Source organism: Streptomyces sp. NPDC048603 (genome assembly GCF_043199475.1).
Taxonomy (GTDB): Bacteria; Actinomycetota; Actinomycetes; order Streptomycetales; family Streptomycetaceae; genus Streptomyces.
Genome location: NZ_JBICVY010000016.1, coordinates 81652 through 101938 on the forward strand (window position 1 = coordinate 81652; position 20287 = coordinate 101938).

The following is a 20287-nucleotide window of genomic DNA, read 5'->3' on the forward strand; positions in this document are numbered from 1 at the left end:
GGTGGCTCCTGCCATGAGACCGCCCGGGGCCGCCGCCCGAGGCGGGCGACGCGGTCCGGCCGGCCGCGGACGGCGAGGATCACCCGTCCGGGCCCGTGCGGCACGCCCGAAGGGTGATCATGGTCCTGGACGGGACCGGACCGGACCGGAGAGTCGGGGGAGTCATGTGGAGCGGTGACGAGCTGGACCTGGAGGCCTACCTGGCGCGGATCGGGTACGCGGGGCAACTCGCCCCCGACCTGGACACCTTGCGCCGGGTGCACCGGGCGCACGTGCGGACGATCGTCTTCGAGAGCCTGGACGTGCTGCTCGGCCGCCCGGTCGGGCTGGACCTCAAGAGCATCCAGGACAAGCTGGTGCACGGCGGCCGCGGCGGGTACTGCTACGAGCAGAACTCCCTCCTCGCCGCGGCCCTGGAACGGATCGGCTTCCGGGTCTCCGGGCGGGCCGCCCGCAACCGCACCCGCGGCGCCCTGATGCCCGTCACCCACGCCCTCCTCGTGGTCACGCTGGACGGCGGGCCCTGGCTGTGCGACGCGGGCTTCGGCCACCAGGGTCCGCTGGAGCCGGTGCCGCTGGGCCGGGCCGGCACCGACGTCCGGCAGGGGGAATGGACGTACCGGATCCGCGAGGAGGAGGACGGCATCCTCGCCCTGTGCTTCCTGCGAGAAGGGGAGTGGCGCGACCTGTACGCCTTCTCTCCGCAGCGCATGTACCCCGTGGACTGGGTCCTGATGAACCACTACAGCTCCTCCCACCCCCGGGCCGCCTTCACCCGGCAGCTGATCGTCCAGCGGACGGCCGAGTCCGCCCGGACCGCCCTGATCGGCGACCGGCTGACCGTCCTGCCGGCCGGTGGCCGGGCCCCGGCCGTGCGGCGCACCGTGCCGGCCGGGGAGCTGCTCCCGCTGCTCGACCGGGAGTTCGGGATCCGGCTGTCCGATCGGGACTCGGTGGAACTCCTGCGGAGGTACCCGGCCGAGGACTGACCCCGGCCGGTCCCGGGCCCGTACGATGGTCCGGTGCTGGTCAAGTGGATTCGCTGCACGGTGACGGATCGACGGGGGTTCGAGCGTGGGCAGCGGAAATGGGCCGGGCTGCCCGGCGAGCCGGGATTCAGGGGGCAGGGCGGTGGCTGGAGCCGGGGGAGGCAGGGCGTCGCGCACATCTTCGCGTTCTGGGAGAGCCGGGCCTTCTACGACTCCTTCATGGCCCGCTCGTACGACCGGCTGGCGGCCGCGCAGAACGGCACCTACACGGGTCGGCGCAGCACGCTCTTCGATCACCGCTTCGACGTGAAGACCGGCTTCGAGCCGCGTTTCACCGACGCCGACGTGATCCGGGTCGCGCACACGCGGGTCCGCGACGGCCGGGTCGACCACTTCGCGCTGATGCAGGAGAAGGTGTGGAACCCGGCCATGGCCGGGTCCCCGGGCATGGTGCGGGGCCTGTTCGGGGAGGCGCCGGGGCGCGAGTTCCTGGTGCTGTCCATGTGGAAGTCGGCGGCCGAGCACGGCAAGTACCGGCAGGAAAGGGTCGAACGGCTGTCGCTGCGCGCGCAGACCGAGGCCGACGTCGAGGCGCTGACCGGGGACGTCGTCGACCTGGAGCCGACCTGGACGGTCTGATGGTCCTACCGGCGTGCTGCGTTCGTCCTCGGGGCGGTGTGCGATTTAGGGTCGGGGCATGGCACGCCCACAGCGCATCGTCCTCCTCCGGCACGGGGAATCGGAGGGCAACACCGACGACTCGGTGTACGAGCGCGCGCCCGATCACGCCCTGCGGATGACCCGGAAGGGGCACCGGCAGGCGGTAGAGGCGGGCGAGCGGCTGCGCGCGCTCTTCGGCGAGGAGCCCGTCAGCGCGTACGTGTCCCCGTACCGGCGCACCCTGCAGACCTTCCGCGAGCTGCGGCTGGACCCGGCGCTGGTGCGGATACGCGAGGAGCCGCGGCTGCGCGAACAGGACTGGGGGAACTGGCAGGACCGGGAGGACGTACGCCAGCAGAAGGCCTACCGGGACGCCTACGGGCACTTCTTCTACCGGTTCGCGCAGGGGGAGTCCGGAGCCGACGTGTACGACCGGGTGGGCTCCTTCCTGGACAGCCTGTACCGGAGCTTCGAGCAGCCTGACCACCCGCCGAACGTGCTCCTGGTGACCCACGGGCTGACGATGCGGCTCTTCTGCATGCGCTGGTTCCACTGGTCCGTGGCCGAGTTCGAGTGCCTGTCGAACCCGGGCAACGGCGAAGACCGGATCCTGCAGCTGGGAGCGGACGGGCGCTACCGTCTGGACCGCCCGTTCGAGCGGTGGACCACGCCCGAGACCTACGACCTGGACGACCGAGCCGACTAGAGTGACCCGCGATGACGACCGCTGACTCCTCTTCCGACGTTCCTGTCTCTTCCGGCAGCCCTGCCCCTTCCGGCCGCCCCGCGCCCTCCGGCCCTGCCCCCTCCGGCGTTGCCGCCGACCCCCGCTACGCCCGCGCACTGGCCAGTCTGCGCGCCCTGGCGGTGGGTGACGCGCTGGGCTCACAGTTCTTCGTCCCCGCCAACTACCCGCTGCTCAAGAGGCGCGAGCTGCCGCCCGGCCCCTGGCAGTGGACCGACGACACGGAGATGGCCTGCTCGGTGGCCGCCGTGCTCGCCGGGCACGGCCGGATCGACCAGGACGCGCTGGCCGCGTCCTTCGCCGAGCACCACGACTTCGACCGCGGCTACGGACCGGCCGTGAACCGGATGCTGCGGCTGATCCGGGAGGGCGGGGACTGGCGCACGCTGGCCGCCGAACTGTTCAACGGGCAGGGCTCGTGGGGCAACGGCGCGGCCATGCGGATCGCGCCGCTGGGCGCCTGGTACGCCGACGACCCCGAACAGGCAACGCACCAGGCGGAGATCTCCGCGTACACCACCCACCAGCACCGTGAGGCGGTGTGCGGGGCGATGGCGGTGGCCGCGGCGGCCGCCCTGGCGGCCGCTCCGGCGGGGCCGCCCGCACCGGCCGACCTGCTCGACGGGGTGATCGCGCTGGTGCCGCGCAGTGCGGTGGGCGCCGGACTGCGCCGGGCCAAGGACATGCTGGACTACGGCGACGCGACCACGGTGGCGGCGGTGCTGGGCTGTGGCCGCCGTACCAGCGCGCACGACACGGTGCCCTTCGCCCTGTGGTCGGCGGCCCGTTCGCTGGACGACTACGAGCGGGCCTTCTGGACCACCGCGCAGGCGGGCGGGGACGTGGACACCACCTGCGCCATCGTGGGCGGGGTGCTCGGGGCGCGGGGCGAGGGCCTGGTCCCGGCCGACTGGCTGTCCCGGACCGAGGCGCTGCCGGCGTGGCTGCCGGAGGCGGCGGCCTGAACCGGTCCGGACTCCGGGACCGCATCCGCCGCACCGGCCTCCGTTTGTCACGGTCCTGCCACAGCGCGCTCCGCGGCGGGATGAAGCCGCAGGTCATCGGCCTACCCTGACCGCTTGGACGCCCCGGAGCGGATCCCGGGGCGGCCGACAGGGGAGGGCATCGATGCCGGAACAGCGCGACGACGGCGCGACGGAGGACCGACCGGCCGAGCGGGCCGAGCGGCCCGAGGAGGCCGACATGGCCGGGCCGGCCAGCGAGGCCGGCGTTGCCGAGCCGGCCGGCGAGGCGGAGCCGACCAGCGAGGCGGAGCCGACCGGGCGGGCCGAGCGGCCCGAGGAGGCCGGGGGGAAACCCGCGCGGAAGGCCGGGCGGGCGCATGAGCCCCACCCGGCTTGGCGCACTCCGTCGGAGCCGGGCGAGCCCGGAGCGGTGGGGCACGCCGGCCGGGCGGGGCACACCGGGCCCGCAGGGCAACTGGCTGCCGGCGGCTCCACCGGACTCACCGGATCCACCGGATCCGCTGAACCTCCCACACCCGCAGGGGCATCGGGGCACGCCGGTCAGGCGGGGCACGGCAGCCCCTGGGGTGCGCCGGGCCGTGCCAACTCCTCCGGGCACGCGGGCCTCCCCGGCCGCCCCGGCCACGCCGGGATCCGGCCCGCGCAGCACGGATGGGCCGCCGTGATCCGCCCGGCCGACCCCGCCCCGGTCCGGCCGGCCACCCTCTGGGGCGTGCACGGCACCGGCCTCGCCGCCGCTCTGCTGCTCGGCGACGGGCTCGGTATCGGGCTGCTGATCACCGTGCTCCCGGCCGCCTTCGCCGCGTACGCGGCCGCCCGTACCGCCGGCCGCAAGGCCCGTGCGTGGACCGTGGCCTGGGCGCTGGGCTGTCTCGCGCTGCTCGCCGTGCCCGCGCTGCGGGACGCCGGCTGGCCCGCCGTCCTGGCCGTGTTCGCCGCCGTCGGCCTCGGCGCCCTCGCCCTGCACGGCAGCCGGACCTGGCCCGGGGTGCTGCTGGCCCCGCTCGGCTTCTTCGACGCCGCGCCGACCGGTCTCGCCTGGGCCTGGCAGGGCGTGCGCGGCCTGGGCGGCGGGAGCCGCGACCGCTGGTGGCCGCTGGTCCGGGCCGCGGCGGTGGCCGTGGTGCTGCTGGTTCTGTTCGGCGCCCTGTTCGCCTCGGCCGACGCAGCTTTCGCCGATCTGCTGGGTGAGCTCGCTCCCGACGTGTCGGTCGGGGACGGGCCGTTCCGGGTGCTGCTCTTCCTGTTCGGCGTGGTCGCGGCGGTGGCCGCCGCCCGGGCCGCGGCCGGCCCGCTGCGCTGGGACCGGATCCGGGTCGCCCCCGCGAAGCCGCGTTCCCGGGCCGAGTGGGCCATCCCGCTGATCGTGCTCGACCTGCTCTTCGCCGGGTTCAACACGGTGCAGCTGACGGTGTTGTTCGGCGGTTACGACCGGGTGCTGGAGCGTACCGGTCTGACGTACGCGGAATACGCCCGGCAGGGCTTCTGGCAACTGCTCTGGGCCACTCTGCTGACCCTGGTGGTGATCGCCCTGGCGCTGCGCTGGGCGCCCCGCTCCGGCCCCCGCGACCGGAGCCTGGTGCGCGCGGTGCTGGGCACGCTGTGCGTCCTGACCCTCGTCGTGGTCGCGTCGGCCCTGCGCCGCATGGACCTGTACGTGGACGCCTACGGGCTGACCCGGCTGCGGCTCTCGGTGGCCGCCGTGGAGCTGTGGCTCGGGCTGGTGATCGTACTGATCGTCGCGGCCGGGGTGTTCGGCGCCCGGTGGCTGCCCCGCGCGGTGGTGGCGAGCGCGGGCGCCGCCGTACTGGCCTTCGGGCTGGCCTCCCCGGACGGGCTGATCGCCGAGCGGAACGTGGCCCGGTTCGAGAAGGCGGTGGACAAGGACGGGGCGATCGACCTCGCCTACTTCCAGTCCCTGTCGGCGGACGCGGTGCCCGCGCTGGACCGGCTGCCCGAGCCGTACCGGTCCTGTGCCCTGCGCGGGATCAACGACGACCTGGCGGACCGGGGCCGGGCGCCCTGGTACGCGACGAGCCTGGGCGAGCAGCGGGCCCTGCGGATCCTGGAGAAGCGCCCGGTCAGCGCCTCGTACGAGGAATGCTCGCGGCTGGGGGCGTTCGCGGACCGCTACGAGTACTAGAGCGGGACGGGGCCACGGGTGCCGAGCGGGGCGGGGTGCCCCGGAGCGCCGTCAGTGGGCCGGACCCCCGGCCGCCGCGCTGCCGTTGAGGGCCGCGAGGTCGCTCTTGCGGACCCGGATCACGATCAGGGCGACGAGCAGGGCCAGCAGGGCCATGCCCACGGCCGCCGTGAAGGCGTCGGAGATGCCGACGGCGAGCACCTGGTGGCCGGCCGGGCCCGGCATCATTCCGGTCTCCTTGAAGACCGCCATCTGCTCGGGCGTGGCCTGGGCGGCGAAGGCCGGAAGCTGCTCGGTGGTCTCCTCGCGGGCCGCCGTGCCGAAGACCGTGACCAGGATCGACAGGCCGAGCGAACCACCCACCTGTTGGCTGGCGTTGAGCAGTCCGGAGGCGGCGCCCGCCTCGTGCGAGGCCACCCCGGAGACGGCCGTCAGCGTCAGGGTGACGAAGTTCAGGCCCATGCCGAAGGCGAAGATCACCATCGGGCCCAGGATCCCGGACACGTACGAGCTGTCGGTGTCGATGAAGGTGAGCCAGCCCAGGCCGATCGCGACGAGGCCGGATCCGGTGACCATGAACGGCTTCGGGCCGAAGCGGGGCAGGAGCCGCTGCGAGAGCCCGGCAGCGATGCCGATGGCGGCGGTCACCGGCAGGAAGGCGAAGCCGGAGGCGGTCGGGGAGTAGCCCAGCACGTTCTGCACGAACTGGACGATGAAGAAGAACATGCCGAACATCGCGGCGGCCAGGCTGAGCATGATCAGGTAGGTGCCGGCGCGGTTGCGGTCGGCGAACATGCGCAGCGGGGTGATCGGCTCCTTGGCCCGCGACTCGATCACGGCGAACAGGGTGAGCAGGACGACGGCCGCCACGAAGGAGCCCACCGTGAACCCGTCGCGCCAGCCCTCTTCGGAGGCACGGATGAACCCGTAGACGAGCGAGGCCATGCCGAGGGTGGAGGTGAGCGCCCCCGCGATGTCGAAGCGGCCGGGGTGCCGCTCGGACTCGCTGATGTAGAGCGGGGTCAGGAAGAGGATCAGGGCACCGATCGGCACGTTGACGAAGAGCACCCAGCGCCAGTCGAGCCAGTCCGTGAGCACGCCGCCGGCGAGCAGGCCGATCGCACCGCCGCCCGCCGAGACGGCGGCGAAGACGCCGAAGGCCCGGTTGCGTTCGGGGCCTTCCGGGAAGGTCGTGGTGATCAGCGCGAGGGCGGTCGGCGAGGCGATCGCGCCGCCCACGCCCTGCAGCGCGCGGGCGGCCAGCAGCTGCCACGGCTCCTGGGCGAAGCCGCCGATCAGCGAGGCCAGCGTGAACAGCGCGATTCCGGCGAGGAAGACCCGGCGGCGGCCGAGGATGTCGCCGGCCCGGCCGCCGAGCAGCAGCAGTCCGCCGAAGGTGAGGGTGTAGGCGCTGAGTACCCAGGACAGGCCGGTGGTCGAGAAGTCGAGCGCCGTCTGGATGTGCGGGAGCGCGATGTTCACGATGGTCGCGTCGAGCACGACCATGAGCTGACAGGCTGCGATGACGGTGAGCGCGATGCCGGGGCGTCCTTCCCGGCGGGCCGCTCCCGGTATTCGGGCCGCGGCCACTTGTGTCCTTGTCACTACTGATCCCCCAAGGTGAAATAGTGAACGCATCCGTTCACTAGATGCCACCGTAGGATGGCTGCGCGAGGGTACGCAAGCGTTCCCTAAGGCTGAAATCGTGTGCGACGGGTGCGCGAACGACAGGCGCTGCGCGCCCGGTTGGCGGTTTCCCCGAGCCGGGCGGAGGTGTGTGTGATGGTGGTTCCGGTGCGCAGGCGGGGTGCCGAGCTGGAGGGGGCGATCATCGACGCCGCCATCGAGCAGCTCTGCGAGGTCGGCTGGAAATCGCTCACCATGGAGGGCGTGGCGGCCGGCGCGCACACGGGCAAGGCGGCCGTGTACCGGCGCTGGTCCAGCAAGGCCGACCTGGTCGCCGACGCGCTCGAGGCGCGGCTGCCCCCGCTGCTGGAGGCGTCCGACACCGGGTCCATCCGGGGGGACCTGGTCCAGCTCTGCCGGTGGATGCGTGACGTGATGCACTCCCGGTCCGGGGAAGCCCTGAGGTCCGTCCTTCACGAATGCGACTCAACGGGCGTCGAACGCTTCCAGGGCCTGATCTTCAACCGGCTCGTCCGGCCCTCGGCTGAGGTGTTCCGGCTGCTCGTCGAGCGTGGAATCACGCGAGGTGACGTACGTGCGGACGCCCGCGGGGAGTACGTCGCGGACGTGATTCCGGCGATGATGATGTACCGCTCGAAGGTGTGCGGAAGCGAATGGCCGAACTCGGACATCGAGGAATTCGCCGACCAGGTGCTGGTACCGCTGCTCCGCGGGTGACCACGGTCCGGGCCGGGGTGTCGCAGGCGGCACCGACGGGCGTAACCTTGCTGGCGCCATGCCGTACGAAGCACCCACCCACACCGTCGAACGCTCCCTCCGCGCTACCACCGGCGCCAAGGTCATCGCCGGGGTCGACGAAGTAGGACGAGGGGCCTGGGCCGGCCCCGTCACCGTGTGCGCGGCGATCACCGGACTGCGCCGGCCGCCGGACGGACTCACCGACTCCAAGCTGCTCACCGTCAAGCGGCGTGACGAGCTGGCCGAGGTGCTGGAGGGCTGGGTGACGGCGTACGCCCTCGGCGACGCCTCCCCGGAGGAGATCGACGAGCTGGGCATGACGGCCGCCCTCCGGCTGGCCGCGGTCCGCGCGCTGGAGGCGCTGCCGGTCCGGCCCGACGCGGTGATCCTCGACGGCAAGCACGACTATCTCGGCGCGCCCTGGCGGGTCCGTACGGTGATCAAGGGCGACCGGTCCTGCGTCGCCGTCGCCGCGGCCTCGGTGATCGCCAAGGTCCGTCGCGACCGGATGATGGCCGCACTCGGCGAAGGCGCCGACGGGATCGAGCAGTTCGGCTTCGCCGCGAACGCCGGTTACCCGTCGCCCGTGCACCGGGCGGCACTTGAACAACTGGGGCCCACCCCGTACCACCGCCTCTCGTGGTCGTACATGGACGGACTGCCCCGGTGGCGGCACCTCAAGAAGATCCGCCGCAGCGAGGAATCGCTGGAACTGGAAACCGGAGGCCAGCTCGGCTTCGATTTCTGATCGCGCCCATGTGCCACCCACCGGTACGTTTCGTACCGGTGTTTGATAGACATCAACCCATGCCTCTCACCCCCGAGGAGCCTCAGATTCACGAGAGTGCCCAGGGTCCCCGCGTCACCCCGGCCCCGAGCCGCACCGCGCAGACCCCCCGCCCCGTACCTGGTCCGCGTCCCGCCGCCGTCCCGCGGCCCGGGCGCCCCGGTCCGTCCCCCGCAGCGGCGAACCGCGCGGGCGGTGCCCCCAGGCCCGCCCCGCCGGCGCAGCGGGCAGCCACTCCCGGACCCGCCCCCGCAGCCCCTTCGGTCTCCGCCGCGGTGCCGCAGGTCCAGCTCATCCCGGCCTCGGCCGAGGGCGCGCTGGACGCAGCCGAGGAAGCCGTCGACCTGCTGCTCGACACCGGCCGCGCGCCGGGCGACATCCTGTTCCTGACCACCGGCGAACAGCACCCGTGGGCCGCCCACGAGCTGTCCTTCGGTGAGGCCGCCTACTGGGCCCAGCACGACGCCGGTGACGACGTGTTCTACGCGGACGCGGCGCACACGCAGCGGGCCGCCGGCCGTCCCGTGGTGGTGTTCGCGGTCAACGGCGGGCCGCTCGACGCGACCTCCCGCGCCCTGCCGGCCGCGCTCGCGCGCGCCGGTGCGCTGCTGATCGTGTGCGGCGACCCGCAGCAGATCAACGCCGTGCTGGGGGCGGGCGTCTGACGCCCCGTTCCCCGGAGGGGGCCCTGGGGGCGTCTCGGAGCGGGGCAGGCCACGGCCCGCCCCGCGCAAGCCCCCGGCGCCGGGACACCGGAGTCCCGACGCAGGCCCCCGCCCCGCCGGCGGGCGACCGTACGTCCGTCCGCGTCCGTACGCCGCACCTCGCGCGGGGTGCTGACGGCGCGGCAGCGGCAGTGCGTACCGGTCGCCGTGTACCGGTCCGCCGCGTGCCGGTCCGGCGCCTGCCGGCTCCGGTGAGCGGCGAGCTCGACGAGCGGCGTGCTCAGCGAGCGGCGGTGCGGCGCAGCGGCTCGGCCGCGCCCCCGCCGGTGCGCAGGGTGAGCGGAACCGGGTCCGTCACGACCTCACCCAGCCCGACGGGGCTGGAGTCCGCATCGGGGCGGCGTCCGCCGCGGCCCTCTCCGAGCACCTGCCAGCCCTCCCGGGTCAGTGTGATGTACGCACCGCAGCGCAGCCCGTGCAGGGTGCAGGCGTCCCGCAGCCCCCACATCCACGCCCCGTCCTCCGCGGTCCACCGTTCGTCCCCGTCACGGCAGTAGAGCAGCACGGCCGTCCGTACCGGGGTCCGGCGCCGCAGATCGTGCGGGATCACCCGGCGCAGCCGGGCCAGCAGGGCGTTGCGGTAGTCCCATCCGTCGGCCGAAGCCGTCCGCTGGGTGAAGGAGGCGCTGGCCACGAGGCGTTCCTCCGGGCCGAGCACGGCGATCACCGCGACGCCGGGCACCGGTGCGTGCCGTGAGTGCAGTCCGCTGACCACCTCACGCGGATTGCGCAGCAGGGGAATTCCGGCGGCCGTCCACTCTGCGGGCTCCAGCACTCGGCCGTGCCGTCCGGCGCCGTGAGCGGCCGTGGCGGACGACGAGCTCGCGGACGGGGCGAATCCGAAGGTCACGGTCCTCCCTTCGGGTATACGCCCGGTGACGGGCACAGCTGGGTGCGGGCGCGCCGCAGCGCGGCCCTGTTCTGAGCGCCGTCGAGCCGAGCGGGAGCCCTCCAATTCTCGCGTGGCCCGTCAGCGCGCGGCAACGAGCAATTGCTGCCGCCGACCGGAATTGGCTGGTATGCCGTTCATATCCTTGCCCCGCCACGCCGAAGATGACCCATCACGTTCCATGCGAACCGCTATTACCAGCGGAAACACCTGATCGAACCCGCATGTCGGGGCGATCGCGCCGTCCCGGCGGGCCGCCGGGGCCGGCCTTGGTCGATCGCCGGCCGGGCGCGCGGACCGTTTGCCCCGGGGTCGTTACTCTGGGTGAGTTGGCCGATTGTCAGTGCCATCCGGTTGCATGGGGGCATGGACGACCTGCAGCTCCGTACCGAAGCCGATGCCATCCTCGCCGGACTCGTCGGCGCCCCCGAGGGTGCGGCACGGCTGCGCGAGGACCAGTGGCAGGCGGTGGCGGCCCTGGTGGTCGAGCGCCGCCGGGCCCTGGTGGTGCAGCGCACCGGCTGGGGCAAGTCGGCGGTGTACTTCGTGGCCACCGCCCTGCTGCGCCGCCGCGGCGCCGGCCCCACGGTGATCGTCTCCCCGCTCCTGGCACTGATGCGCAACCAGGTCGAGGCGGCGGAGCGGGCCGGCATCCGGGCCCGGACCATCAACTCGGCCAACCCCGAGGAGTGGGAGACCATCCACGGGGAGGTGGAGCGCGGCGAGACCGACGTCCTCCTCGTCAGCCCGGAACGCCTCAATTCCGTGGACTTCCGGGACCAGCTGCTGCCCAAGCTCGCGGCCACCACCGGTCTGCTGGTGGTCGACGAGGCGCACTGCATCTCCGACTGGGGGCACGACTTCCGCCCCGACTACCGGCGGCTGCGGGCGATGCTCGCCGAGCTGGCCCCCGGCGTACCGGTGCTGGCCACCACCGCCACGGCCAACGCGCGGGTCACCGCGGACGTGGCCGAGCAGCTGGGCACCGGCGCCGGCGAGGCCCTCGTGCTGCGCGGCCCGCTGGAGCGGGAGAGCCTGCGGCTGGGAGTCGTGGAGCTGCCGGACGCGGCGCACCGCCTGGCCTGGCTCGCCGAGCACCTGGAGGAGCTGCCGGGCTCCGGGATCATCTACACGCTGACCGTGGCCGCCGCCGAGGAGACCACCGCGTACCTGCGGCAGCGCGGCTTCCCGGTGGCCTCCTACACGGGGCGCACGGAGAACGCCGACCGCCTGCAGGCCGAGGCCGACCTGCTGGGGAACCGGGTGAAGGCGCTGGTCGCGACCTCGGCCCTGGGCATGGGCTTCGACAAGCCGGACCTGGGCTTCGTGCTCCACCTCGGCTCGCCGTCCTCGCCGATCGCCTACTACCAGCAGGTCGGCCGGGCCGGCCGCGGCGTGGACCACGCGGACGTGCTGCTGCTGCCGGGCAAGGAGGACGAGGCGATCTGGCGCTACTTCGCCGACACCGCCTTCCCGCCCGAGGCGCAGGTCCGCCAGACCCTCGCCGCCCTCGCCGAGGCGGGCCGCCCGCTGTCCGTGCCGGCCCTGGAAGCGGCGGTGGACCTGCGGCGCAGCCGCCTGGAGACCATGCTCAAGGTCCTCGACGTGGACGGTGCCGTGCGGCGCGTCAAGGGCGGCTGGGAGAGCACCGGCCGGCCCTGGTCCTACGACACCGAGCGCTACGCCTGGGTGGCGCGGCAGCGCGCCGCCGAGCAGCAGGCCATGCGCGACTACGTGGGCACGGACGGCTGCCGGATGGAGTTCCTGCGCCGGCAGCTGGACGACGAGGGGGCGGCCCCGTGCGGCCGCTGCGACAACTGCGCCGGCGCCTGGACGGAATCCGGCGTCTCGGCGGAGACGCTGACGGCGGCGGTGAAGGAACTGGACCGCCCGGGAGTGGAGGTCGAGCCGCGGCGGATGTGGCCCACGGGGATGCCCGCCCTGGGCATCGACCTCAAGGGACGCATCCCCGCCGGCGAGCAGTGCGCCACAGGGCGCGCCCTGGGCCGGCTCTCGGACATCGGCTGGGGCAACCGGCTGCGCCCCCTGCTGGCCGAGAACGCGCCCGACGGCCCGGTCCCCGACGACGTCCTCAAGGCCGCCGTGGCCGTCCTCGCGGACTGGGCGCGCTCCGCGGGCGGCTGGGCGCCGAACGTGCCCGATGCCTCCGCCCGGCCGGTCGGCGTCGTCGCCGTGCCGTCCCTGACGCGCCCGCACCTGGTCGGCTCCCTCGCCCGGGGCATCGCGACCATCGGACGCCTCCCCTTCCTGGGCACCCTGGCGTACACGGGGCCGGACGGCGCGCACACGGCCCGGCGCAGCAATTCGGCCCAGCGCCTCGGAACGCTGTCCGGCGCCCTGGCCGTCCCCGAGGACCTGGCTGCCGCGCTGGCCGGTTCCCCGGGCCCGGTCCTGCTCGTGGACGACTTCACGGACTCGGGCTGGACCCTCGCGGTGGCGGCCCGCCTGCTCCGCCGGGCGGGCAGCGAGCGGGTCCTCCCGCTGGTCCTCGCCGCGGCGGGCTGAGCATCTGCGGTCAAATTTCCCTTTCGCCCGGCATGAAGCATGCATTCCTCACGGGCTTGTCGTGCTGATTTCACCAAGTTGCTTTGCAATCGGATCCGATTGCTGACATTCACATCACCGGGTTGTTATCGTCGGGCCGTGCCTCTGCTCGCCCACTTCCCGGTGCCCGGAAGATGTCGACGGGCATGAGAATGCGATCGGGTGTGGAATCGATTGCGGCGTCGTCTGGGGGCGATTTCGGCCATGGGTATGGTGCGTGCGGAGTGCGTCGAATACCGCGTCGTTGAATTCGGCAGTCATTTCCGTGTGAGCCCATCCGGCGTCGCCCCCGGTACGGACGCCCGGCCGGTGGCGGCGCTGCTCCACGCGGCGGCCTGACCCCCGCCATCGGCGTCCGGCCGCTCCCGTACGGAGCCGGGCCGCTCCCGTACGGAGCCGGGCCGCTCCCGTACGGAGCCGGGCCGCTCCCGTACGGCGCCGGCGGCGGTCGCCGGCGCCGGTGGGCGCCGTACAGCCTTCGCATGCTCCGCCCGTGTGTGTGCAACCCCCACGGAGGAAGGCGTGAACCGCTTTCCCTCACCCGAGAGGTGTGTGTGACTCCGATGCCGTCGGACAGTCAGGAGCTCAATCCGGCCGGGCCGGTCGCGGTGAAGGAACTCCGTCACATCGGCGGTCCCCTCCTCGGTGGCGAACAGGAATCGTCGGTCCTGTCGGGCTGTCGCTCCGGCAGGGCCGCCCGGCAGTCGGCCGAAAACGTTGCAGGCGAACACACCTCGGTCAACGGGCTGAATGCGCCCGGTACCACCGTCCGGCGGTGGCAGGGGACGGCGGAGGGAACGACGGGGGACGGGCTCCGGTGAGCGCACACGAGCTGATCGCCGAGCTGGCCACGGCCGGCGTACGCCTGTGGGAGGACGCGGGACAGCTGCGGTACCGGGCCCCCAGGGGCGCGCTGACCCCCGAACGCATCGCGGAGCTGCGCTCCGCCAAGGGGGAACTGCTCGCGGCGCTGCGCAGCGCCGGGCTCCCCGCCGCCGTCGCGGACCCCGGCAACCGCCATGAGCCCTTCCCGCTGACCGACGTGCAGACGGCGTACCTGGTCGGCCGCCGGCACGGGTACGCCTACGGCGGCGTCGCCTGCCACACCTACCTGGAGGTCGAGTACCCCGAACTGGACCCCGAACGGACCGAGCGGGCCTGGAACCGTCTGATCGGCCACCACGACATGCTGCGCGTGGTGGTCCACGAGGAGGGCTATCAGCAGGTGCTGCCCTCGGTCCCGCCGTACCGGATCCAGGTCACCGACCTCCGCGGCGCGGCCACCGGCGCCGTGCACGCCCGGCTGGAGGAGGTACGGGAGGAACTCGGCCACAAGGTGTACCCGGTCGGCGAGTGGCCGATGTTCGAGCTGCGCATCACCCGGACGACGGACCGGACCGTCCTGCACCTGTCGGTGGACTTCCTGATGACGGACTGGACCGGCATCCGGCACCTGCTCGGCCGGCTGGAGCGGTTGCATGAGGACCCGGACCACGAGCTGCCGCCGTGCGGGATCAGCTACCGGGACTACGTGCTCGCCGAGCGCCGGCTGCCCCAGTCCCCGCGCTACCGGCGGGACCGGGACCACTGGCTGGCACGCATCGACGACCTCCCGCCCGCCCCCGAGCTGCCGACCGCCGAACGCTCCGAGGGGGAGCCCTCCTTCCACGGCCTGGCCGGCACCCTGACGCAGGCGGAATGGTCCGCGTTCAGGGACCACGCGGCCGCCGCGGGGCTGACCGCCTCCGGCGCCGTACTGGCCGCGTACGCGGAGGTCATCGGGCGGTGGAGCAGACGCCCGGAGTTCACCCTGAACCTGACCCTGCACAACCGCCTGCCGCTGCACCCCCAGGTGGACGAGCTGATCGGTGACTTCACCTCCGTCGTCCTGCTGGCCGTCCGGCCGGGAGCGGGCGAACCGTTCGCGGAGCGCGCACGCCGGCTGGGCGGCCGGCTGTTCGACGCGATGGACCACCGGCTCTACTCGGGGATCGAGGTCATCCGCGAACTCGTACGGCGGCGCAGCCGCGACGAGGCGGTCATGCCGGTCGTGTTCACCAGCACGATCGGCGGAACCGGACACGAGGACGGGGACGACGGTGGGGACGGGGACGGGGACGGGGACGGGGACGCGCGTACGGCCGGCGAGATCGGATTCGCCCTCACCCAGACACCCCAGGTCTGGATCGACTGCCAGGTGACGGACCGCCACGGCGCGCTGCTGCTGAACTGGAACGTCCGGGACGGGGTGTTCCCGCCGGGCATGGCCCGCGACATGTTCGAGGCCTTCCAGGAGCTGCTGCGACGGCTGGCGGGCGGACCGGGGCCCTGGTCCGACACCGAGGTCCTCGCGCTCCCCGCCGCGCAGGCCGGGCGGCGCGCCGCGGTGAACGCGACGGCGGGACCCCGGCCCCCGGCCCTCCTGCACGAGCCGGTGTTCGACACCGCCCGCCGCCATCCGGACCGGACGGCCGTCATCGACGCGGACGGCACGCACACCTACCGCACCCTGTGCGGCCGCGCGACCGCGATCGAGACGGCGCTGCGCGATGCCGGGGCCGTACCCGGCGACCTCGTGGCCGTCGCACTGGAGAAGGGACTCGACCAGGTCGCGGCAGTGCTCGGCACCCTCGCCGCCGGTGCCGTGTACCTCCCCCTCGACCCGGGTCAGCCCGCCTTCCGGCGCAACCTCATCCTCGGGGACTCCGGCGCCGGCTTCATCGTCTCCGCCGGGCCCGACGACACGGTGCCCCCGCACCTGCGGGTGGTCGCCCTCGACGCGGTGCCGGCCGACGGCGGACTCCCGGAGTCCACCAGGCGCCGGGTCGAACCCGACGCCCTCGCCTACGTCATCTGCACCTCGGGCTCGACCGGCACGCCCAAGGGCGTGATGATCAGCCACCGGGCCGCCGCGAACACCATCGCGGACATCAACGGGCGGTTCGGCATCGAACCCGCCGACCGCCTGCTCGGCCTGGCGAACCCGGGGTCGGACCTCTCCGTGTACGACGTCTTCGGCCCGCTCGCCCTCGGTGCCGCGCTGGTGCTGCCCGGACCCGACCGCGGCGGCGACCCCGGGCACTGGGCCGAACTGGTCGAACGGCACGGGGTGACCGTCTGGAACTCGGTCCCCGCACACCTGCAGATGCTCGGCCACCACCTGGCCGCCCACCCCGGCTCCGGCACGGGCTCGCTGCGCCTGGCGCTGCTGTCCGGTGACTGGATCCCGGTGACCCTCCCCGACCGGATCCGCGCCCACGTCCCCGGCCTCCGCCTGGTCTCGCTGGGCGGCGCGACCGAAGCGTCCATCTGGTCGATCCATTACCCGATCGGCGAGGTCGACCCGGCCGCGCCGAGCATCCCGTACGGCTTCCCGCTGCGCAACCAGACCTTCCACGTCCTGGACGGCGCGCTGCGCGACTGCCCGGACTGGGTGGCGGGCGAACTCTTCATCGGCGGGGACGGACTGGCGCTGGGGTACCTGGGTGACACCGAACGCACCCGCGAACGCTTCGTGATCCACCCCGTGACCGGCCGGCGGCTCTACCGGACCGGCGACCTGGGCCGGTACCTGCCGACCGGCGCGATCGAGTTCCTCGGCCGCGAGGACCACCAGGTCAAGATACGCGGCCACCGGGTGGAACCCGCGGAAGTGGAAGCGGCCCTGACGGGCCATCCGGCGGTGCGCGGTGCGGTGGTGCTCGCCGACGGGGACGACGCGCTGCGGCGCAGGCTCGTCGCGTTCGTCACCTTCGAGCCCACCGCGCCGAGCCTGGACGACCTGCGGCTCGAGGAGTACCTCCGGGAGCGGCTGCCGGACCACATGCGCCCGGCGGTGATCCACCCCATGGCCTGCCTGCCGGTCACCGCGAACGGGAAGATCGACCGGCGCGCCCTCACCGAGAAGCTGACCGAGATCACCGACCGCCGGGCGGTGCCCGGCAGCGCCGCGCCCCGTGAAGGGCTGGAGACGACCCTGGCCGGGATGTGGGCCGACGTCCTCGAGGTCGAGTGGGTCGGACGCAACGACGACTTCTTCGAGCTCGGCGGCAACTCGCTGCTCTCCGCCCGGCTCGTCGCCCGGCTGCGCGCAGGCGTACCGCAGGCGGCGGGCCTGTTCTTCGACACCCTGGTGCGTCAGCTCCTGCCCGAGCCCACGGTGGCCGCGATGGCCCGGTACCTCGAATCGCACGGCGTCACCGACCCGCAGGAAGCCGACAGCAGGAGGACGGCCTCCCCGCTGCACCGGCTGGGCACCGGCGGGACCGGACCGACCGTACTGCTCGTGCACGACGGCACCGGCGAGCTCGACCGGTACCAGCAGCTGGCCGACCTGCTCGACCCGGAGCGCCGGGTCCTCGGGCTCTCCGCCGGCCACGCGGACGGGTATCTGCGGGCCGCCGACGAGGTGCTGCTGCGGCGGCGGGCCGGCGGATACGCGCGCCTGGTACGGGCCGAGGACCCGGGCGGCGTCTGTGTGGTCGGCGCCGGAGCCGCGGCGCTCCTCGCGCTCGAAGTGGCCCGCGTGCTGGACGGGCTGGGGACCGAGGTCTGCGAGGTGCTGCTGGTCGACGGCTACCGGGTCGACGCACCGGTGACCGACGAACTGCTGCTGGAGAGCCTGTTCGCCGGGGAACTCGGGCTGCGGCCGGCGGAGTTCGACTACCCGGCCGGACCACCGGTGCCGGCCGACCACCCCTTGCGGCTGCGGCCGAGGGCCGCACGGCTGGAGGCCCTCGGCAGGGCGGCCAGGCTGCGGGCCCAGACCCCGGTCGGCACCCGCCTCGAGGTGTTCCGCAAGACGGTCCGGGTCCTGGGCGGGCACCGCCCGGAGCCGTACCCGGGCCCGCTCCGGCTGATCGACAGCGGGACCGCCCGGCACCCGCTCTGCACGGCGCTGGCTGCGGAGCCGGCCGCCGTCGGCCGCACCGGTGCCGAGGTGGTTCCGCAGCAGCAGCTGCCGGTGATGGCGGCCCTGGCCGCGCTCCTGGAAGAGCCGGGCCGGTGACGGGGTGAGCGGGCACGGGGTGGGCGGGCACGGGGTGGGTGGGCGGGCAGGGGGTGCCGCCCGGGCAAGGGGTTCGGCTGGAGGGAGGAGAGCTGTGACCGGCACGCATGCGACGCAGGACGGATCGGGGCTGTTCTCGGTCCACGGCAGGACGGCACTGGTGACCGGTGGGGCGAGGGGCGTCGGCGCGCTGATCGCGCAGGCACTGGTCGAGGCGGGTGCCACGGTGTACCTGACCTCACGCGACGCGGCGGCCGCCGAGAAGACGGCCGCCCGCCTCTCACTGCTGGGGGAGTGCTTCCCGCTGTCCGCCGACCTCGCGACGGAGGAGGGGTGCCGCGCTCTGGCCGAGGAGCTCACCGGGCGGACCGGCCGGCTGCACCTGCTGGTGAACGGCGCGGGCACCCTGCACTCGGCCCCGCTGGAGGAGTTCGGTGACGCGGGCTGGGACAGGGTGCTGCAGGTGAACCTGAAGGCCGTCTTCCACCTCACGAGGTTCCTCCGGCCGGCACTTGAGGCGGCCGCGGAACCGGGAGATCCGGCCCGCGTGGTCACCATCGGGGCCACCGACGGGCTGCACCTTCCGTCCGCCGAGGCCTACTCCCATGCGGCGGGCACGGCCGCGGTGCACCAGCTGACCCGGCAGCTGGCCGGCCGGCTGGCCCCGCGGATCGCCGTCAACGCCGTCGCGCTCGGACCGTTCGGACCGTTCGGACCGTTCGCGTCGGACGCGCCGCCGGGCCGCCCCGCCGCGGACACCGTTCTGCGTACCCCCCTGGGGCGGGCCGGGGGACTCGACGACCTGGCCGGCATCATCCGGTTCCTCGGTTCCCGGGCATCGGCGTACCTGACCGGCACCGTGATCCCCCTTGACGGTGGGCTGGCGTTGACCCGGTAGGGCGTACGCCCCCTGCCGGCAAGGAAATCGGGGGGCGAGGAGGGAGTGAAGACGCGGCGAGGAGAGGCGAAGACGCGGCGAGGAGGGGGCGGCCGGAGGGTTATCCACAGGGGTTTCGGTGCCGCGGGCGGGTGCGGGACCGTCGATCCATGACGAAGAACCACGAACCGAGCGCCTCCACCGGACCGTACGACGGCCCCCGGATCACCCTGCGCAGTCCGGCCGAACTGGCCGACGCACTTCCGTACATGATCGGTTTTCACCCCACGGACTCCCTCGTCATGGTCGCCGTGCACGGCGCGGGCGGACGGTTCGGCGGCCGGCTGCGGCTCGGCCTGCCCGCCGGCCCGGCGGAGTGGGACGACACCGCCCGGCAGGTCGCCGACTGCCTGGTGCACGGCAGCGAGCGGCGCGGCGGCAAGCCCGACGGCATCGTCCTGTTCCTCTGTCAGGACCCGCCCGACGGCGAGAGCCCGCAGCGGGTGATGACCAGGCTCCGGCCGTTCGCCCAGCGGATCCGGCTGGCCTGCGGGGCGCTGGACGTCCCGGTGCTCGAGGCCCTGTGCATCTCCGGCGGCCGGTACTGGTCGTACTGCTGCCCCGACCCGCGCTGCTGTCCGGCCGAGGGGAACCCGCTGGCCGCGCCCGGCACTTCGGTGATGGCGGCCGCCGCCACCTATGCCGGGCTGCGCGTCCGGGGCTCCCTGAAGGACATCGAGAGCCGGCTGGTCCCGCTGCGCGGCCGGGTCGCCGAGGAGCAGCTGCGGGCACTGGACCGGGCCGCCGCCACACTGATGCCGAGGATCCTCGGCGAGGCCACCCGAAAGGAGACCGGCGAGGAGACCCTCGCGCTGGCCCGGGCCCTGATGCGGCGGCTCGACCTGGCCCCGCCCGCGGAGGCGGGCCCCGCCGGCGACGGCTGGGACGACGCGCTCCTCGGCCACGACGAGGCCGCCGCGCTCATCCTCGGCCTGCAGGACCGGGAGATCCGCGACATCGCCGCCGAATGGATGGAGGACGACGAGGCCGCCCCCGCCCTCCGGCTCTGGCGGGCCCTGGCCCGCCGCTGTGCCGGCGCCTACCGGGAACACGCGGCGGCACCGCTCACCCTGGCCGGCTGGGTGTCCTGGTCCACCGGGGACGAGCCCACCGCCAGGATCGCCCTCGCGCTGGCGCTCCGGGCCGACGGCGATTACCGCTTCGCCCAGCTGCTGCACCGCGCCTGCAACGAGGGCATCGACCCCGAGGGGCTGCGGCGGTGCCTGCGCGAGGAGCGTCGCCGCCGGGAACCGCGGCGCAAGCGCGTCGCCGCCCGCCCACCGGGCCGCCGTTCCCGGGCCGGCCGGCGCGGTGCCCGACGTACGGCCGGGAGCGGGCAGTGAGCCCCCGGCGGGCCGAGCGGCGCCCCCGCGGGGCGTGCCGGGTGGGAAGGAGCGTGACCCGGGCGGGGGTGGGGGCGTTGCGCCATGCGGTGGCCGCGGTCCGGGCGCGCTGCCGCCCCCGAGGA

14 protein-coding genes are annotated in these 20287 nt (G+C 74.0%); 12 read left to right on the top strand and 2 right to left on the bottom strand.

Going from position 1 to position 20287, the window contains the following annotated elements:
• Window positions 1-164: 164 nt before the first annotated feature.
• From ACGFQ9_RS32465 to ACGFQ9_RS32485, 5 genes are all read left to right on the top strand, one after another.
• Entirely contained in the window at window positions 165-989 is an 825-nt protein-coding gene (locus tag ACGFQ9_RS32465; protein ID WP_393578842.1) for an arylamine N-acetyltransferase, read from the top strand.
• Between the two features lie 33 nt (window positions 990-1022).
• Entirely contained in the window at window positions 1023-1628 is a 606-nt protein-coding gene (locus tag ACGFQ9_RS32470; protein ID WP_393578843.1) for a YdbC family protein, read from the top strand.
• A 58-nt stretch (window positions 1629-1686) separates the two neighbouring features.
• Window positions 1687-2355, top strand: a complete 669-nt coding sequence (locus tag ACGFQ9_RS32475) for a histidine phosphatase family protein (protein WP_393578844.1) — start codon at window positions 1687-1689, stop codon at window positions 2353-2355.
• Window positions 2356-2366: 11 nt separating this feature from the next.
• A complete protein-coding gene (locus ACGFQ9_RS32480; protein WP_393578846.1) occupies window positions 2367-3359 on the top strand; it encodes an ADP-ribosylglycohydrolase family protein in 993 nt (330 codons plus the stop codon).
• 163 nt (window positions 3360-3522) lie between these two features.
• Entirely contained in the window at window positions 3523-5523 is a 2001-nt protein-coding gene (locus ACGFQ9_RS32485; protein WP_393578847.1) for a DUF4153 domain-containing protein, read from the top strand.
• 51 nt (window positions 5524-5574) lie between these two features.
• Here ACGFQ9_RS32485 and ACGFQ9_RS32490 read toward each other — a convergent pair whose 3' ends face one another.
• Entirely contained in the window at window positions 5575-7161 is a 1587-nt protein-coding gene (locus ACGFQ9_RS32490; protein WP_393578848.1) for an MFS transporter, read from the bottom strand.
• A gap of 144 nt (window positions 7162-7305) precedes the next feature.
• Between ACGFQ9_RS32490 and ACGFQ9_RS32495 the strand changes: the two genes are divergently transcribed.
• Genes ACGFQ9_RS32495 through ACGFQ9_RS32505 form a run of 3 tightly spaced genes read left to right on the top strand, consistent with a single transcriptional unit; the run spans window position 7306 to window position 9360 of the window.
• A complete protein-coding gene (locus ACGFQ9_RS32495; RefSeq protein WP_393578849.1) occupies window positions 7306-7887 on the top strand; it encodes a TetR/AcrR family transcriptional regulator in 582 nt (193 codons plus the stop codon).
• 58 nt (window positions 7888-7945) lie between these two features.
• Complete coding sequence (locus tag ACGFQ9_RS32500) at window positions 7946-8656, top strand: ribonuclease HII (protein ID WP_393578851.1); 711 nt, start codon at window positions 7946-7948, stop codon at window positions 8654-8656.
• A gap of 59 nt (window positions 8657-8715) precedes the next feature.
• Complete coding sequence (locus ACGFQ9_RS32505) at window positions 8716-9360, top strand: hypothetical protein (protein WP_393578853.1); 645 nt, start codon at window positions 8716-8718, stop codon at window positions 9358-9360.
• Window positions 9361-9640: 280 nt separating this feature from the next.
• Here the strand turns inward: ACGFQ9_RS32505 and ACGFQ9_RS32510 are convergent, their stop codons facing one another.
• Window positions 9641-10270, bottom strand: a complete 630-nt coding sequence (locus ACGFQ9_RS32510) for a hypothetical protein (protein ID WP_393578855.1) — start codon at window positions 10268-10270, stop codon at window positions 9641-9643.
• Between the two features lie 405 nt (window positions 10271-10675).
• Here ACGFQ9_RS32510 and ACGFQ9_RS32515 point away from each other — a divergent pair, with 405 nt between their 5' ends.
• The 4 genes from ACGFQ9_RS32515 to ACGFQ9_RS32530 all read left to right on the top strand — a co-directional run bounded on the left by ACGFQ9_RS32515 (window position 10676) and on the right by ACGFQ9_RS32530 (window position 20162).
• On the top strand, window positions 10676-12835 hold the full coding sequence (locus ACGFQ9_RS32515; RefSeq protein WP_393578857.1) for a DEAD/DEAH box helicase: 2160 nt from the start codon (window positions 10676-10678) through the stop codon (window positions 12833-12835).
• Window positions 12836-13691: 856 nt separating this feature from the next.
• On the top strand, window positions 13692-17882 hold the full coding sequence (locus ACGFQ9_RS32520; protein ID WP_393578859.1) for an amino acid adenylation domain-containing protein: 4191 nt from the start codon (window positions 13692-13694) through the stop codon (window positions 17880-17882).
• Window positions 17883-17976: 94 nt separating this feature from the next.
• On the top strand, window positions 17977-18780 hold the full coding sequence (locus ACGFQ9_RS32525; protein WP_393578860.1) for an SDR family oxidoreductase: 804 nt from the start codon (window positions 17977-17979) through the stop codon (window positions 18778-18780).
• 149 nt (window positions 18781-18929) lie between these two features.
• On the top strand, window positions 18930-20162 hold the full coding sequence (locus tag ACGFQ9_RS32530; RefSeq protein WP_393578861.1) for a DUF4192 domain-containing protein: 1233 nt from the start codon (window positions 18930-18932) through the stop codon (window positions 20160-20162).
• The last annotated feature ends 125 nt before the right edge of the window (window positions 20163-20287 follow it).